The organism is Streptomyces sp. NPDC098101, assembly GCF_044760185.1.
GTDB lineage: Bacteria > Actinomycetota > Actinomycetes > Streptomycetales > Streptomycetaceae > Streptomyces.
Window position 1 is genome coordinate 646,042 of sequence record NZ_JBIWAS010000001.1, and the last position, 15,762, is coordinate 661,803.

Below are 15,762 nucleotides of genomic sequence, written 5' to 3' on the forward strand. Positions count from 1 at the left end.
AAGGACCGGTGGTTCCCGGCGGCGCCGTGCCCTATCCGCCGAGCCGCCAGCCGCCCGCCTCGTCCTGTCGCCGCCAGAAGTCGGCGAACCGGCCGCCGGTGGCGAGGAGTTCGTCGACCGGGCCGTCCTCGACGACGCGGCCGTCCTCCAGGAAGACCACGCGGTCGGCGGTGCGGATGCTGCTGAGCCGGTGGGCGACGATCACCCGGGTGCGGGGGACCGGGTCGGTGGTGAGGGCGGCCGTGACGGCGGCCTCGTTCTCGGTGTCCAGGGCGCTGGTGGCCTCGTCGATCAGGAGCACCGGGGACGGCTTGAGGAGCGCGCGGGCGATGGAGACGCGCTGGCGTTCGCCGCCGGAGAGCGTCGTACCGGCCTCGCCGACCCGGCCGCCCCACCCGTCGGGCAGACGGTCGACGAGGGTGTCGACGCGGGCGAGGCGCGCGGCCCGGTCCACCGCCCCGTCGTCCGCCCCGGGGGCGCCGGCCAGGACGTTCTCCCGGACGGTTCCGTCGAACAGGTACGGCTCCTGGAAGACGACGCTGACGAGCTCGCGGCGCGACCGGGCGTCCAGCTCGGCGCTGTCGACGCCGTCGAAGAGGACGCTGCCGGACGCGGGCCGGTGGAGCCCCGCGACGAGCGCCAGGACGGTGCTCTTGCCGGAGCCCGAGGGGCCGACGATCGCGGTGGTCGTGCCGGGTTCGAGCACCAGGTCGAGGCCGTCGAGCACCGGCGTTCCGCCGTCGTAGTCGAAGGAGACCCCGCGCAGTTCGATCCGGGGGGCCGCGGCCGGGTCGGCCCGGTGGGTGCCGGCGCCGACGGTCGGCGCGTCGAGGACCTCGCGGATGCGGCGGAGCGTGCCGAGGCTGGTCTCGACCCCCGGCGACAGCTCCGCGACCGTGGTGAACGGTTCGAGGTAGCGGACGACGACCACGATCAGGGCGATGGCCTCGGGCGCGGTGAGCGTGCCGTCCACGGTGAGCACGACCGTGGTCCCCGCGAGGAGGAGCAGGGCGAGCTGACTGGCCAGGCCGAAGACGAGCTGCCCGGGCACCTGGAGGAGGAGCAGCCGCGTCGAGGCGCCGTGCTGGGAGGCGAGGGCGGCCCCGGCGTGACTGCGGGCGGGCTCGACGCGGCGGGCCGCCCGCAGCGCCTGCTGGGTGCGGGCGAACTCCATGACGCGTTCGGTCAGCGCGCTGTTGGCCCGGGAGGCCGCCCGGTCGGCGTCGCGCCCGAGGCGCCCGGACGCCCAGAACGCGGCGAGGAGCACGGGGACGCCCGCCAGCGCCGCGAGCCCGAGCTGCCAGGAGACCGGCAGGAGCGCCACGGCGATCACGGCGGGCAGCAGCACCCCGCTCAGCAGCGGGGTGACGAGATAGATGACGAGGCCGACCAGGTCGGGTCCGGTGGCGGCGACGGCCTGCCGGCCGGTCGCGGTGTTCTCGGCGGTGAACCAGGTCAGACGGATGTCGGCGAGCCGGTCCGCGACCGTCCGCTGGCCGGTGTCGAGCAGGCCGAAGCCGAGGGCGAAGCCGCGCCGCGCCGCCGCGCCGTCGACGGCCCAGCCCGCCGCCGTGACGAGCGCGAGCACCCCCAGCCACGGCCACGCCGTGCCCGGTTCGCCGCCGAACAGCGCTGCGACCAGGGGGATGAGGAGCACCGCGCCGACGGCGCGCAGGACGACGCCCAGGACGGTCAGCGCCAGATGGACGCCGATCGCCCGCCGGCTGCCGGCGGGGAGCAGGGACAGCAGGGTACGGATCATCGGTGGGCTCCCGTGGTGTCGGCGTCCGCCGTCGCGGCGTCCCAGAGTTGCCGGTAACGGCCGTCGTGGGCGAGCAGCCCGGTGTGGGTGCCGGTCTGCGCGATCCGTCCGTGGTCGAGCACCACGATCCGGTCCACGCCGGTGACCGTGTGCAGGCGGTGCGCGATGACCAGGACCGTACGTCCGGCCGTCAGCCGGTTCAGCGCCTGCTGGACCAGGTATTCGGACTCGGGGTCGGCGAAGGCCGTGGCCTCGTCGAGCACCAGCACCGGGGTGTCCGCGAGGATCGCCCGGGCGATCGTGAGCCGCTGCCGCTCCCCGCCGGAGAGGGCGGCGTCCGGGCCGAGGACCGTGTCGTACCCGTCGGGCATCCGCAAAATCCGGTCGTGGATGCGGGCCGCGCGGGCGGCGGCCAGGATCCGCTCCTCGCTCGCGTCGGGAACGGCCAGGGCGATGTTCTCCCGGACCGTCCCGTGCACGAGCTGCGTCCGCTGGAACACGAAGCCGACCCGGGAGTAGAGCTCGTCCGCGGTCAGTTCGCGCACGTCCCGGCCGCCCACCCGGATCGCGCCGCCGGTGACGTCGTGGAAGCGGGCGAGGAGCGCGGCGAGCGTGGACTTGCCCGAACCGGAGGGGCCGACCAGCGCGGTCACGGTGCCCGGTTCGAGGGTGAGCGAGACGTCCTCCAGGACGGGGGTCCCGGGACGGTAGGAGAAGCCGACCCGGTCGAACTCGACCCTGCCCGCCGGCGCCTCCGGCGCGGCCTCCCGGCTCCCGTCCGTCTCCAACTCGGTCTCGTCGAGCGTGACTTGGACGCGGCGGGCCGCGAGCAGCCCCTCGCGCAGGCCGGAGAGCCCGTAACCGATGCCCATCAGGCGCGCGCCGAACGTCGTGCCAAGGAGCAGGAAGGGCAGCAGGGAGACCGGGTCCATCCGCCCGGTGGTGACGAACAGCGTGCCGAGGGCACAGATGAGCAGCAGGAACGTCGCGGGCCGGGTGGCCAGGTCGATGAAGGTCTTCTGCCCGCAGAGCGGCCGCTGCCAGTTGTCGAGGAACCCGATGTACTCACCGAGGCGGGTGCGGAAGGTGGAGGCCGCCGCGCCGCCGAACACCCGGACGACCGGCTGGCCCTCCAGATAGGCGCCGGCCTCGACGTTCATGCGCTCGCCCCAGCGCATCGCCTCCGCCGTGAGGGGACCGGACCGCACCACCATGATCGTCATCGCCACGAGGTACACGAACACGGGCAGGAGCAGCGGCAGCGCGATCCGCCAGTCGACGACGAACAGGTAGACGAGGACCGAGACCGGGGCGACCACCGCCGCGACCGCGTCGGGCACCGCGTGGGTGACGAGGTAGTGCAGCGCGAGGGTGTCGTCCTGCACGATCTGTTTGACCTGCCCCGAGCCCCGGTTGTCGAACCAGCCCAGCGGCAGCCGGGAGAGCTTGGTCAGCAGCCGCTGCCGCAGGTTCCTGGCGAACCGGGCGTCGACCCAGTGCAGCCAGAGCAGCAGCCCGGACGCGAGGAGCACTCCGGCCCCCATCAGGCCGACGGCCCAGGTCCCCAGGGCCCACAGCCGGTCCGTTCCCGTTCCCGAGAGCAGCCGCCGGGCCAGCTCCACCATCAGGACGAACGGGGCGAGCTGGACGAGGGTGACGAGCGCCTGGGCGACACCGGCGGCGATCAGCGTGGGGCGCAGCGGGGCGAGGAGCCGCCCGCCGGCCTGCGCCCGCCAGGTGCCCCGGCGCGGCTTCGGCTCGACCGCGCCCTCGGACGCGGGCGTCGAGTCGGAGGCGGAAGCGGACGCGGCCACGGGTGCGGACGCGGGCGCGGATATGGGCGCGGTCGCGGTCGGGCCGGTTTCCGGGACGGCCTCCGCCGCCTCCCCGGCGGGCACCGGCTCCTCGGCGGCCTTGCGCCGGTTGGAGCCGAAGGCCCGCCCGTAGTACCAGTACGCCTGGGCGTGCATCTCGCTGCGCGGGAAGCCGAACTCGTCGCGCAGCCGTGCGCGCAGGTGCTTGAGCGAACCGGATTCCGGCGCGGTCCAGGCGTACCAGTCCGACCAGTCCCGGTCAGGGATCGCGGCGGCCAGCGACGCCTCGCCCCGGCGCGGCACCCAGTGGACGTTCGCCCGGGGATGGTCGGCGAGGGGGATGAGGCGGTCCGTCTCCCGGTGCTCCTCCAAGTAGAGCTCCACCGGGACCTCCGCGGGCAGGACTCCGAGGATGCCGTTGATCGCCGGCAGGGAGGCGGCGTCACCGATCAGCAGGTACCCGGCGGGCAGGTCGGGCGGCAGGTCGAAGCGCGTGGAGCCCAGCGTGGTGACCCGTACGCCCGTCCCCGGCTCCGCCCGCCGCGCCCACGTGGACGCCGGGCCCGCGGGGTCGTGCAGGACGAAGTCCACCGCGAACGTCCCGGTGGCGGGATCCGCCTCCGACAGCGTGTACCCGCGCTGGTGCTCGACCTCGGGGTCGTCCGGGTCCGGCATCCAGAACCGCACGTACGCCGCCGGGGCCACCACCACGTCCTCCAGCAGGGTGGGGGAGACCATCCGGACGCGCAGGAAGTGCGGGGCGAGCAGCTCCGTCCCGGTGACCGTCGCCTCGTGGTCGCGCGCGCCGTAGGCACGCATGATCACCCCGTTGATGCCGCGTCTGGCCATCACTGTCCCTCTCCGGCGGCACGCAGCGCCGCTCTGATCTCGTCCACGGGTCGTCCGGGGGGCGCGGCCTCGACGAAACCGCGGACCGCGGCCCCCAGCCACAGCCGGACGTATTCGTCGGGGGTGATGGTCGGCAGGGCGCGGTGCGCCTCCCCGAGGTCGGCGTCGGCCAGGAGGGCCTCCTCGGCGCCCCGCCGCTGCGCGTCGAGCTCCCCGGCCCGCTCCCGCTGGACCTCCTCGGTCGCCGCGTACCCGATGGCCACCGACGCGACGGCGGCCGAGAGCACGATGCCCGCGTCCGTGGAGTACCCGCGCCGCGCCAGCGACCCGGCCGCCGCGGCGAGCAGCCGCCGGCCGCCCTCGCCCCGGGGGAACAGGGTCTGCACGTACGAGGTCAGGCCGGGGTGCCGCAGCAGGAAGGCCCGCAACTGGAGCGCGGTGGAGAGCAGATGGGGTACGGGCCCGTCGGCCGGGTCGTCGTGGAGGTCGAGCTCCGCCAGGAGGCTCTCGCCCACCAGCCGCTCCAGTCCCCACCGCCCGTCCACGTGGCGGTACAGGGCCGTGGACGACACCCCGAGGCGCGCCGCCACGGCGTTCATGCTCAGGTTCCGCAGCCCGAGCTCCCGTCCGGCCCGGACGATGTCGGCCGTCTCGATCTGACGCGGCCGACCACCGGTTCGCGCGCTCCGAGACTGTTTCCCCTTCATTGTTACCCCCCCTAACTAAGGGCACCCTAAGGTCTCGGAGCGTGCAGGGCAAGCCGCGTCCGGCGGCCGATCGAGAAAGTTGCGTCTTCACCCAAGGTGACGTGCCCGCCACCGCCGAGCCGTCGGGCGTACGGATCCGGCCACCGTCCCGGGTACCGACCAGGTCGCGGAAGGCGGCCTTCGCGGAAGCAGGCCGGGGGTGGCGGAGATCGCACACGCCCCCGGGGGCGGGCGGACCGGCCGGATCCGCCTCCCCCGCCAGGAGATTCCGGTCGGGGGCGATTTCCGCAGGAGGCGGAGGCGCGGGGGCGTCTCCATCCCCTTCCGTTCCCGCTCCCCGGCGATCACTCCGCGCCATGGCGACGGCTTTCGGCCGACTGTTCTCGGCCTGTTGTGCGAGGGGCGATACCAGAGGGGGTCGCTCTACGGGTAAGTTTGCCAACTGCGCACCGCACATGAACGGTTGACGACTACAGTGTGTGGTTGATGATCACCGGTAGGCTCACCACACCCCCGTAGACGACCCCCGTAGTCCACCCCGGTAGAACACCCAGCACGCCCCCCCGCACGCTCCCCGCAGTACGCCGACTCCTGGGCACGTACCAAGGACACTCATGTCTCAACTTCGCGCACCCGCCTCGCGTTCCGACCGACGCGAGGGCGGGCGGCACGGCCGGCCGGGCGCCCGCTCCGCCACCGGTAACGGCAGCAACCCCACGGCGCAGTCCCCCGCGCCCCTCCCCGCGGAAGCCCGCATACGGCCCCAACTCCTGCGCACCTCCGTGCTCCCCGCCGTCGCGGTGGCCCTCGGCGGCGCGGCAGCGGTCCTCTTCACCATCCGCTCCACGGGAGCCAGCCCCACCCCCGGCCTCTGGGCCGCGCTCACCGGCGCCGCCGCCCTCACCGTCGCCTCCGTCGCGGCCGCGGCGCTGGGCGCCGACCGCGCCGCCAAGGCGGTCCTCGATCGCTGCAACGCCCTGCGCCGCACCAGTGCCCGGGGCCAGAGCGAACTGCGTGCGATCGTCGAACAGTTGCGCAGGGGAGAGGGGATCCCGCCCCGCCCCGCACCGACGGCCGCATCCGCCACAGGTGACGAATTCGACCTCCTCTCGCAGGAACTGACGCGCTCTCACGAAGCCGCCGTCGCCTCGGTCGTCCAGGCGTCCCGGCTCTCCAGCAGCGTCGGCAACGAACAGAAGGTCGAGGTCTTCGTCAACCTCGCCCGGCGCCTCCAGTCCCTGGTCCACCGCGAGATCCAGCTCCTCGACGAACTGGAGAACGAGGTCGAGGACCCGGAGCTGCTCAAGGGCCTGTTCCACGTCGACCACCTGGCCACCCGCATCCGCCGCCACGCCGAGAACCTCGCCGTGCTCGGCGGCGCCATCTCCCGCCGCCAGTGGTCGAACCCGGTCACCATGACCGAGGTGCTCCGCTCCTCCATCGCCGAGGTCGAGCAGTACCCGCGCGTGAAGCTCGTACCCCCGATCGACGGTACGCTCCGGGGCCATGCCGTGGCCGACGTCATCCACCTCCTCGCCGAACTCGTCGAGAACGCGACGCTGTTCTCCGCGCCGCACACCACGGTGCTGCTGCGCGCCCAGTACGTCACGGCGGGCCTCGCGATCGAGGTCGAGGACCGCGGACTCGGTATGCCCGCCGCCGAGCAGAACAAGATGAACGCCCTGCTGGCCGACCCCGACCAGGTCAACGTCTCGCACCTGCTCCAGGACGGCCGCATCGGACTCTTCGTCGTCTCGGCCCTCGCCCGGCGGCACGGCATCGCGGTACGCCTCCAGTCCAACATCTACGGCGGCGTCCAGGCCGTGCTCGTCCTCCCGCAGGGCCTCCTCGGCGCCGACCCGGAGGGCCTCGCCCAGCACGAGCGCCAGGCCGCGGCGACCGCCGGATCCTCGGCGATCCCGCCCGGCCAGGTGCAGCTGCAGCCCCAGCCCCCGGCCCAGCCCGCCGTCACGGCCCCGCAGCAGGCACCGGACCGGAACCCGGCCCACACGCCCGCCCAGGCCCCGGCCCACGCGCCGGACCCAGGCCGGCACCCGGCCCCCGTACCGGCCCAGGTCCCGCCGTACCAGACTCCGTCGCCCACCGTCCCGTCCCCCGTCCCCTCCCACCCGCAGGCCCCCGTGCCCGCACCGTTCGACGGAGCGTCCCCCTCCCACGCCCCGGCGTCCCCGACCTCCCCGGAGCGGACCGCCGTCCGCCACGAGGACACCCCCGCCACCGGCTCGCACGCGTACCCCCGTACGACCGAGCGGCACGGCGGGTACGGCGACACCGGCCACACCCCCGCGGTCCCGGACCGTCCGGCCGACACCGGACACACCGGCCCGCCGCCCTCCCTGGTCTCGCCGCTGCCCCCGGCACCCCCCGCAGAGGACAACGGCCGTCCCCTGCTTCCCAAGCGGCGCGCCCAGGAGCACCTCGTCCCGCAGCTGCGCGAGGAACCCGTCATCCGCAGGACCGAGGAGCACGCCCTGCACGATCCGGGTCTGATGGCCGCGTTCCAGCGCGGCATCGGGCTCGCGGAATCCCAGCCCGCCCCCCATGAGTCGCCGCGTCCCGGCGACTCCCACAAGGAGTAGATGCACCATGGCGAGCAATGCGCCGACCGGCCATTCCTCGGACCTCGACTGGCTGCTGAGCGGACTGGTCCAGCGGGTCCCGTACACCCGCAACGCCGTTCTGCTCTCCTCCGACGGCCTCGTCAAATCCGTCCACGGACTCGACCCCGACGCCGCCGACCACATGGCGGCGCTCGCCTCCGGCCTGTACTCGCTCGGCCGGAGCGCGGGCGCCCGCTTCGGCGACGGCGGCGAGGTCCGCCAGGTGGTCGTGGAGCTGGACTCCACCCTCCTGTTCGTCTCCACCGCCGGCTCCGGCACCTGCCTGGCCGTCCTCGCCGGGCGCGAGGCGGACGCCGCCGTCCTCGGCTACGAGATGGCGATGCTCGTCAAGAGCGTCCGGCCCTATCTGGTCACTCCCGCCCGGCAGGCAGCCGGTGCCCTCGGCGGCTTCGGGCAGTAATCGTGACGTCCCCTCAGGAAGGACCCTGGCTCGACGACGCGGCCGGCCGGCTGATCCGTCCGTACACCGTCAGCGGCGGCCGGACCAAGCCCACCACCGCCCTCGACCTGCTGTCGATGGTGATGGCGACCGGCTCGTCCCCCCAGGCGCACATGGGTCCCGAGCACAGCCTGGCCCTCGGGCTGTGCGACGGACCCACCTCGGTGGCCGAGATCGCGGCGCACTTGAGGCTGCCGGCCGTCGTCACCAAGGTCCTGCTCTCCGACCTCGTGGACTGCGGGGCGCTCACCGCCCGGGCGCCCCGCTTCCACGCCAACCCAACCGACCGTTCCTTGCTGGAGGCAGTGCTCGATGGCCTACGACAACGGCTCTGAGCGTCACGAGAGCCTCGCGACCGACTCCTTCCCCACCGCGGTCAAGATCCTGGTGGCGGGCGGATTCGGCGTGGGCAAGACGACCCTCGTGGGCGCCGTCAGCGAGATCGAACCGCTGAGCACCGAGGAGCTGCTGACCTCGGTCAGCGCGGCCACCGACAGCCTGGAGGGCGTGGAGTCCAAGACCACGACCACCGTCGCCATGGACTTCGGCCGCATCACGCTCGACAACAACCACGTGCTGTACCTCTTCGGCACCCCCGGCCAGGAGCGCTTCTGGTTCATGTGGGACGAGCTCTCCGAGGGCGCGCTCGGGGCGGTCGTCCTCGCCGACACCCGCAGGCTCCAGGAGTGCTTCGCCGCCGTCGACTTCTTCGAGCGGCGGGGGATCCGCTTCGTCGTCGCGATCAACGAGTTCGACGGCTCCCACCGCTACGAGCCGGACGAGGTGCGGTCCGCGCTCGACCTCGACCCGGAGGTGCCGGTCGTCCTCTGCGACGCCCGGATCTCCAGCTCCGGCATCAGCACCCTCCTCACCCTCGTCCAGTACCTGCTCACCACCCTCCCGGACACCGTGCCGAGCTACGGAGCCACGCCATGACCTACGACCCGACCGGTCACCTCCTGCTGACCCCGAACGACAAGGACGCGCCGGCCCGGGTGCGACGGCTGCGCGAACTCGGCCTGGGGGAGCGGCCGGAGCCGGCGTTCGACGACTTCGCGCACCGGCTCGCCGAGATGACCGGCGCCCCGTTCTCGATGGTCAACTTCATCGACGAGAACCGGCAGTTCTTCGCGGGCCTCCACACCCCCGAGGGCACCCACTCCGGCAGCGACCTGGGCGCCGCCGCTGCGGGCGCGGGCGGCGTCGGCCGCTTCATGGCCCGTGACCACGGCTACTGCCCGCACGTGGTGGTGCGGCGCAAGGCGCTCGTCCTGGAGGACGTCTGCGACTACCCGCGCTTCGCGGGCAACCCGGTCGTGGACGAGATCGGCATCCGCTCCTACATGGGGGCGCCGCTGATCGACCGCACCGGGGTCGCGCTCGGCACCATCTGCGTGGTCGACACCGACGTGCGCCCGTGGGGGCGCGCCGGCCTGGAGACGATCAAGGCGATGGCCGCGGAGCTGATGGAGCAGATCAACCGCCGTGAGGACGGCGGTCTCTGACCGCGGGCGCACGACGACGGGCCGGGGCCCGGTACGGCGGTGACCGTACCGGGCCCCGGCCCGTCGGAGCCGTACGCGGTCAGTGCCGTACGCGGTTGGAACCGTACGCGGTCGGTGCGGCACGCGGATCGGAGCCGTACGGGGGATCGGAGCCGTACGCGGATCAGACCGGCAGCGGCTCCGGCTCCGGCGTGCGGACCAGCTCGGACAGCCGCTCCGACCAGCTGCCCTTGTCCTGGCCGAGGGCGACCTCGGCCAGGCGCAGGAGCTGGATGTCGGAGGTGCCGGCGGGGGCGAAGATGTGGTGCGCGTCCCGGAGGTACCGCTCGATGGCCCGGTCCGTGAAGAGACCGGCGGCGGCGTGGATCTCCATGGCGTTGCGGCCGGAGTCGAGCGCCGACTCGACGTTGACGAGCTTGGCGTTCATCAGCTCGGCGTCGCAGGAGAGGCCCTGGTCGAGCAGGTGCACGGCGTGGTACGCGGCCAGCCGGGCGGTCATGAGCCGGGACTGCATCTGGCCCAGCTTCAGCTTGACCGTGGGGAGGTCGTGGAGCGGCTTCCCGTACCGGATGCGCTCGGAGGCGAAGCGGGTGGTCTCCTCCAGGATCGCCTGGTGGATGCCGAGGGAGACGGCGGTGAGGTTGGCCCGCCCGTACAGCACGCTGGAGGAGTACGCGACGGAGAGGCCGTCGCCCTCGTCGCCGAGCCGGTTGGAGGCCGGCACCCGGCAGTTCTCGAAGATCAGCTCGCCGAAGCTGAAGCCGTGGAGCCCCATGGCCGTCTGCTGCGGACCGGTCCTGAAACCGGGGCGATCGGATTCGACCAGAAACGCACTGAGGCCCTTCGAGCCGGGACCGGTCCTGACCACGACGCCGTGCAGATCGCCCACATGGCTGTTGCCGACGTAGACCTTGCTGCCGTTGAGGACGTAGTCGTCGCCGTCCCGGACCGCGCTGGCGGTCATGCCGAGGACGTGACCGCCGGCGTCGGGCTCGGTGACCGCGATGGTCGGCAGGCACTCGCCGGCGGCGATCGCCGGGAGCCAGGTCTTGCGCTGCTCGTCGCTGCCGAAGTGGACGATCTTGGCGGTGCCCAGCTGGGAGGCCTGGACCATGGCGCCCATGGCGCCGCTGACCCGGGAGAGCTCCTCGATGATGATGGTCTTGGCCAGGTGGCCGGCGCCCATGCCGCCGTACTCGGGGCTGATCGTCGCGCCCAGCCAGCCCTGCTCGGCGATCATCCGGGACAGCTCGTGGTGGACCGTCCGGGACGCCTCCATCTCGGCTATGCGCGGCCGGACCTCGCGCTCCGCGAAGTCCCGGACCGTCTCCCTGAGGTCGCGATGCAGCCTGCTGCTGAAGTAGCTGTCCATGACGAGTCCCTCCCGCGAAACGCCTGATCGGCGGGTTGTCCGATCAGGTGGTGCATCGGCAGTGGTCCCGTCCCGAACAGGCCGACCTCTTCATGGTGTTGATCTTTCTGTGATGGATCAATAACGGAACGAAGTTTGTCTGAAACAGGAGCGGTTGACGATTGAGTTCGACTATGTTTCGGGTGGACTTGGCCTGCTCGGCCCTATCCGGGCCACGTGCCCGTGGGCATGTTTCTGCCACATGCCAGGGGCAAGAAAGGTCTGGACATAGGGTGGCGAGGCCGTTTTCTTCGCCACATGAGCGCCTTCCTCCACGGAAGAGCGGCATTCCGCCCCCTCTCCGCCCCCACCCCGCCCCCTCCCGTCCGCCTCGCCCGGGGGCGCCGGGAAAGGGGTTCGTGACCACCCGGGAAAGTGCGGTATTGTTCTCATGCGCGTTCGGCCAGGGGAAAACCCCAGGTCAGACGGGCACCGGGACGTGGCGCAGCTTGGTAGCGCACTTGACTGGGGGTCAAGGGGTCGCAGGTTCAAATCCTGTCGTCCCGACCACGCGGAAACGCGGGTCGGAGGCCGTTCTCTCATGCGATGGGAGGACGGCCTTTCGTGCGTTCCCGGGCCGACGGCGCGGTGTCCCTCAGGTCGGCAGGTGGGGCAGGAGCCGGTCCGGGGTCAGGGGCAGCTCGCGCAGGCGCACGCCGGTCGCGTGGTGGACGGCGTTGGCGATCGCCGCGGCCGTGCCGACGATGCCGATCTCCCCGATGCCCTTGCTGCCCATCGGATTGAGATGGGGGTCGTGCTCCTCCAGCCAGTGCGCCTGGATCTCCGGCACGTCGGCGCAGGCCGGCACGTGGTAGGAGGCCAGGTCGCGCTCGGTGTAGTCGCCGAAGGCGGGGTCCATGGTGCTGTGCTCGGTCAGCGCCATGCCGAGCCCCATCGTCATCCCGCCGATGAACTGGGAGCGGGCCGTACGGGAGTTGAGGATCCGCCCCGCCGCGTACACGCCGAGCAGCCGGCTCACCCGGACCTCGCCGGTGACGGCGTCGACGCGGACCTCCGCGAAGTGGGCGCCGAACGCGTGACGGGCGTACGGGGATTCCCGCCCCGTCTCCTCCTCGGTGTCCGCCTCGGCGGTGACGCCCCCGGGCGGCAGCGGGCCCGAGCGGCCGGCCAGCGTCTCGCGCAGGGCGGTGCAGGCCTTGTGCACGGCCCAGCCCCAGGAGCCCGTGCCGGAGGAGCCGCCCGCGACCGGGGCGTCGGGCAGACCGCTGCTGCCCAGCTCGACCCCCACGGACTCGAGCGGGACGCCGAGGGCCTCGGCGGCGATCTGGGCGAGGACGGTACGCGCGCCCGTGCCGATGTCGGTGGCGTCGACCCGTACGGTGTACCGCCCGTCCGGATCGGCCTGGGCCGAGGCCTTCGACGGGCTCAGGAGGACGGGATAGGTGGCCGAGGCGACGCCCGTGCCCCACAGCAGGTCCCCGTCGCGGCGGACGCCCGGCCGGGGGTCGCGGCCCTCCCAGCCGAAGCGCCGCGCGCCCTCCCGCAGACAGTCGGCGAGACCCCGGCTGCTGAACGGCCTGCCGCTGTCGGGCTCCGCGTCGGGCTCGTTGCGCAGCCGCAGCTCCACCGGGTCGACGCCCGCCGCCCCGGCCAGCTCGTCCATCGCCGACTCCAGGGCGTACATGCCGGAGGCCTCGCCCGGGGCGCGCATCCACGACGGCGACGGCACGTCCAGGGCCACCACCCGGTGACCGGTGAAGCTGTGGGGCGAGGTGTACATGGTGCGGGCCGGGACGGCGGCCTGCTCCACGAACTCCTTCACCGCCGACGTCTGGGTGACGACCTCGTGGGAGAGGGCGCTGATCACGCCCTCGCCGGACGCGCCGATCCGCACGCGCTGGACGGTGGGCGCGCGGTGACCCACCACCGCCGCCAGCTCGCGGCGGGGCAGGACCAGGCGCACCGGGCGGCCGGTGTGCAGGGAGGCCATCGCGGCGAGGACGCACGGGGGCCGGGGCGTGCCCTTCGAACCGAAGCCGCCGCCGACGAAGGCGGAGACGACCGTGACCCGCTCCGGGGGCAGCCCGAAGAGGCCCGCGAGGACGTCCCGGACCGTCGACGCCCCCTGGCTGGAGTCGTACACGGTCAGCCCGTCGTCCTCCCAGTGGGCCGTGGACGCGTGGGGCTCCATCGGATGGTTGTGCAGGGCGCTCATGGAGTACGTGGCGTCGAGCCGTACCGGAGAGGCGGCGAAGGCCTCGGCGAAGTCGCCGCGCTCGCGCACGGCAGGATGGCCGCCGTTGGCCTCCTCGGGCGTGTAGAGGTCCGGGTGGTCGGGGCGCAGCAGGACGTCGTGGTCCTCGACCGCGTAGTCGACGCCGAGGGCCTCGGCGGCCTCGCGCGCGATCTCCGGCGTGTCGGCGACGACGACGGCCACGTACCAGCCGCGGTGCGGGACCCGGTCGTCCTGGAGCAGCAGCAGCGTCGGGTCGTCCGCCCCGCCCAGCCGGGGCGCGTTCTCGTGGGTGAGCACGGCGCGCACGCCGGGGAGCTTCAGGACCGCGTCGGCGTGCACGGCGGTGACCCGGCCGCGGGCCGCGGTGGCGGGCACGGGGCAGGCGTGGAGGCAGCCGGGCGGCGTCCGGTCGGCGGCGTAGCGGGCCTCGCCCGTCACCTTCTGCCGGGCGTCGCGACGGACGGCTCCCGTCGTCGGCCGCACGAGCTGGCTGGTCATGGCGCGGTGCCTCCTGTGGTGGGCGGTCGGGCGGTCAGGCCGTGTCGGCGCGGGACGCGAGGTCGTGCAGCACGCTCACGGCGAGGTTGCGGGCGAGGGGCACCTTGAAGCCGTTGTCGCGCAGCGGCTCGGCGGCGGCCAGCTCGGCGTCGGCGGCCCGCCGGTACGTCTCGGCGGTCGCCGGGGCGCCGCGCAGCACCTCCTCCGCCGCGCGGGCCCGCCAGGGCTTGTGGGCGAGGCCGCCGAAGGCGAGGGCGGCGTGACCGATCCGCCCGTCCTCGACGGTCAGGACGGCGGCGACGGAGGCGAGCGCGAAGGCGTACGAGGCGCGGTCGCGGGCCTTGCGGTAGGCGCCGCGCGCGCCGGGCGGGGGCGGGGGCAGCGTCACGCCGGTGATCAGCTCGCCGTCCTCGATGACGGTGTCCCGGTCCGGGCGGTCGCCGGGCAGCCGGTGGAACTCCGCGACCGGCACCGTCCTGCTGCCCGCCGGCCCGCGCAGCAGGACCTCCGCGTCCAGGGCGGCGAGGGCGACCGCCATGTCCGACGGGTGCGTGGCGACGCAGTGGGCCGAATGGCCGAGCACCGCCAGATCGCGGTGGACGCCCTCCCTGGCGGGGCAGCCCGAGCCGGGCATGCGCTTGTTGCAGGGCTTCGACGCGTCCTGGAAGTACGGGCAGCGCGTGCGCTGGAGCAGGTTGCCCCCGGTGGTGGCCGCGTTGCGCAGCTGGGGGGAGGCGCCGGCCAGGAGGGCCTGCGAGAGGACGGGGTAGCGGGCGCGCACGAGCGGATGGGCCGCGACGTCGCTGTTGCGCGCGGTCGCGCCGACGTGCAGGCCGCCCGCGGCGGTCTCCTCGACGGTGTCGAGCGGCAGCCCGTTGATGTCGATGAGCAGCGGCGGGCCCGCGACCCCCAGTTTCATCAGGTCCACGAGGTTGGTCCCGCCCGCGAGGAACCGGGCGCCGGGCTGGGCGGCGAACCGGTCGATCGCCTCCTCGGTGCGCTCCGGCCTGACGTACGCGAAGGGCTTCACCGCGCGGCCTCCCCGATCGCGTCGACGATGTTCGGATAGGCGCCGCAGCGGCAGATGTTCCCGCTCATGCGCTCGCGGATCTCGTCCGGGGTGAGGGACACCGGGCCGTCCGCCGGCCGCTCCGGCGGCGTCACGTACGACGGCTGCCCGGCGGCGGCCTCGTCGAGGAGGGCGACGGCCGAGCAGATCTGACCGGGGGTGCAGTAGCCGCACTGCAGGGCGTCCCGGGCGACGAACGCCTCCTGGACCGGATGGAGCCGGTCGCCGTCGGCGAGGCCCTCGACCGTGGTGACGGACGCGCCCGCGCAGGCGACGGCGAACAGCAGACAACTGTTCACGCGCCGCCCGTCGAGGAGGACGGTGCAGGCCCCGCACTGCCCGTGGTCGCACCCCTTCTTCGACCCGGTGAGGTCGAGGTGGTCGCGCAGCGCGTCCAGAAGGGTGGTGCGGTGGTCGACGGTGAGGGCGCGGGCCGTGCCGTTGACCCGCAGGGTGAGGCGGGAGGCGGCCTCGGGATCGACGTCCTGGGCCTCGCCCGGCGGTGTGGTCCGGTCCACGGGTTCCACGGGGTCTCCTCCTCGTCTTCGCCTTCGTCGACGGTATGCGAGGGGCGTCTGCCCCGCCTGGCGTGGCCCATGCGGCGGGTCCCCGCGACGGCCTCCGGATCCGGCGGGCGGCCCCGGCCCACGGAGGTGACACATCCGGGGCGCGGCCGACACGGACCGCCACCCTGATTTCCACCGGACCCTCTTCCCCGGCTTTCCCCCGACTTTGCCCCGGGACCGCCGCCGCGCCGCATGTCTCGCGTCGGAGAGGGAAGTTCTCGCGGCGACGGGGGAAACCACGGAGGCCTGAATGTTTCCGTGCGCCCGAGTCACGGCGATACAGTCCGGCCAGAGGCGGACGGG

12 protein-coding genes and 1 tRNA gene are annotated in these 15,762 nt (G+C 73.6%); 6 read left to right on the forward strand and 7 right to left on the reverse strand.

The features are described 5' to 3' along the window. Nucleotides 1–31: 31 nt before the first annotated feature. From ACIQVI_RS02730 to ACIQVI_RS02740, 3 genes are read right to left on the reverse strand one after another with little or no spacing between them, the layout of a single operon-like run. Nucleotides 32–1,762, reverse strand: a complete 1,731-nt coding sequence (locus tag ACIQVI_RS02730) for an ABC transporter ATP-binding protein (protein WP_403590160.1) — start codon at nt 1,760–1,762, stop codon at nt 32–34. Next, nucleotides 1,759–4,425 (reverse strand): ABC transporter ATP-binding protein/permease, encoded by a 2,667-nt coding sequence (locus ACIQVI_RS02735; protein ID WP_403590163.1) that lies wholly within the window; start codon nt 4,423–4,425, stop codon nt 1,759–1,761. The genes ACIQVI_RS02730 and ACIQVI_RS02735 overlap by 4 nt, the downstream gene beginning before the upstream one ends. Further along, nucleotides 4,425–5,024 carry a hypothetical protein gene (locus tag ACIQVI_RS02740; protein ID WP_351973951.1) on the reverse strand — a complete coding sequence of 200 codons (600 nt, stop codon included), beginning with the start codon at nt 5,022–5,024 and terminating at the stop codon, nt 4,425–4,427. Before ACIQVI_RS02740 ends, ACIQVI_RS02735 begins: the two co-directional genes overlap by 1 nt. 722 nt (nt 5,025–5,746) lie before the next feature. Between ACIQVI_RS02740 and ACIQVI_RS02745 the strand changes: the two genes are divergently transcribed. From ACIQVI_RS02745 to ACIQVI_RS02765, 5 genes are read left to right on the forward strand one after another with little or no spacing between them, the layout of a single operon-like run. Next, complete coding sequence (locus ACIQVI_RS02745; RefSeq protein WP_403590167.1) at nt 5,747–7,732, forward strand: sensor histidine kinase; 1,986 nt, start codon at nt 5,747–5,749, stop codon at nt 7,730–7,732. 7 nt (nt 7,733–7,739) lie between these two features. Beyond that, nucleotides 7,740–8,174 carry a roadblock/LC7 domain-containing protein gene (locus tag ACIQVI_RS02750; RefSeq protein WP_030215496.1) on the forward strand — a complete coding sequence of 145 codons (435 nt, stop codon included), beginning with the start codon at nt 7,740–7,742 and terminating at the stop codon, nt 8,172–8,174. A 2-nt stretch (nt 8,175–8,176) separates the two neighbouring features. Continuing rightward, on the forward strand, nt 8,177–8,548 hold the full coding sequence (locus tag ACIQVI_RS02755) for a DUF742 domain-containing protein (protein ID WP_073812833.1): 372 nt from the start codon (nt 8,177–8,179) through the stop codon (nt 8,546–8,548). Beyond that, nucleotides 8,526–9,149, forward strand: a complete 624-nt coding sequence (locus tag ACIQVI_RS02760; RefSeq protein WP_351973953.1) for an ATP/GTP-binding protein — start codon at nt 8,526–8,528, stop codon at nt 9,147–9,149. Before ACIQVI_RS02755 ends, ACIQVI_RS02760 begins: the two co-directional genes overlap by 23 nt. Further along, nucleotides 9,146–9,718 carry a GAF domain-containing protein gene (locus tag ACIQVI_RS02765; RefSeq protein WP_121829548.1) on the forward strand — a complete coding sequence of 191 codons (573 nt, stop codon included), beginning with the start codon at nt 9,146–9,148 and terminating at the stop codon, nt 9,716–9,718. The genes ACIQVI_RS02760 and ACIQVI_RS02765 overlap by 4 nt, the downstream gene beginning before the upstream one ends. Before the next feature lie 163 nt (nt 9,719–9,881). Here ACIQVI_RS02765 and ACIQVI_RS02770 read toward each other — a convergent pair whose 3' ends face one another. Further along, nucleotides 9,882–11,090, reverse strand: coding sequence for an acyl-CoA dehydrogenase family protein (locus ACIQVI_RS02770; protein WP_403590172.1), 1,209 nt, complete (start codon nt 11,088–11,090; stop codon nt 9,882–9,884). 472 nt (nt 11,091–11,562) lie between these two features. Here ACIQVI_RS02770 and ACIQVI_RS02775 point away from each other — a divergent pair. Next, nucleotides 11,563–11,639, forward strand: a tRNA-Pro gene (locus tag ACIQVI_RS02775). Nucleotides 11,640–11,724: 85 nt separating this feature from the next. Here ACIQVI_RS02775 and ACIQVI_RS02780 read toward each other — a convergent pair. Genes ACIQVI_RS02780 through ACIQVI_RS02790 form a run of 3 tightly spaced genes read right to left on the reverse strand, consistent with a single transcriptional unit; the run spans nt 11,725 to nt 15,411 of the window. Next, nucleotides 11,725–13,824 (reverse strand): xanthine dehydrogenase family protein molybdopterin-binding subunit, encoded by a 2,100-nt coding sequence (locus ACIQVI_RS02780; protein ID WP_403590175.1) that lies wholly within the window; start codon nt 13,822–13,824, stop codon nt 11,725–11,727. A 34-nt stretch (nt 13,825–13,858) separates the two neighbouring features. Further along, nucleotides 13,859–14,854 carry an FAD binding domain-containing protein gene (locus tag ACIQVI_RS02785; RefSeq protein WP_403590178.1) on the reverse strand — a complete coding sequence of 332 codons (996 nt, stop codon included), beginning with the start codon at nt 14,852–14,854 and terminating at the stop codon, nt 13,859–13,861. Next, nucleotides 14,851–15,411, reverse strand: a complete 561-nt coding sequence (locus tag ACIQVI_RS02790) for a (2Fe-2S)-binding protein (RefSeq protein WP_403592221.1) — start codon at nt 15,409–15,411, stop codon at nt 14,851–14,853. The genes ACIQVI_RS02785 and ACIQVI_RS02790 overlap by 4 nt, the downstream gene beginning before the upstream one ends. Nucleotides 15,412–15,762: the final 351 nt, after the last annotated feature.

Coding starts and splice junctions, on each gene's coding strand:
- ACIQVI_RS02780 (WP_403590175.1), bottom strand. CDS start 13,824: ATGACCAGCCAGCTCGTGCGGCCGACGACGGGAGCCGTCCGTCGCGAC.
- ACIQVI_RS02730 (WP_403590160.1), bottom strand. CDS start 1,762: ATGATCCGTACCCTGCTGTCCCTGCTCCCCGCCGGCAGCCGGCGGGCG.
- ACIQVI_RS02750 (WP_030215496.1), top strand. CDS start 7,740: ATGGCGAGCAATGCGCCGACCGGCCATTCCTCGGACCTCGACTGGCTG.
- ACIQVI_RS02735 (WP_403590163.1), bottom strand. CDS start 4,425: ATGGCCAGACGCGGCATCAACGGGGTGATCATGCGTGCCTACGGCGCG.
- ACIQVI_RS02765 (WP_121829548.1), top strand. CDS start 9,146: ATGACCTACGACCCGACCGGTCACCTCCTGCTGACCCCGAACGACAAG.
- ACIQVI_RS02760 (WP_351973953.1), top strand. CDS start 8,526: ATGGCCTACGACAACGGCTCTGAGCGTCACGAGAGCCTCGCGACCGAC.
- ACIQVI_RS02745 (WP_403590167.1), top strand. CDS start 5,747: ATGTCTCAACTTCGCGCACCCGCCTCGCGTTCCGACCGACGCGAGGGC.
- ACIQVI_RS02740 (WP_351973951.1), bottom strand. CDS start 5,024: ATGAACGCCGTGGCGGCGCGCCTCGGGGTGTCGTCCACGGCCCTGTAC.
- ACIQVI_RS02770 (WP_403590172.1), bottom strand. CDS start 11,090: ATGGACAGCTACTTCAGCAGCAGGCTGCATCGCGACCTCAGGGAGACG.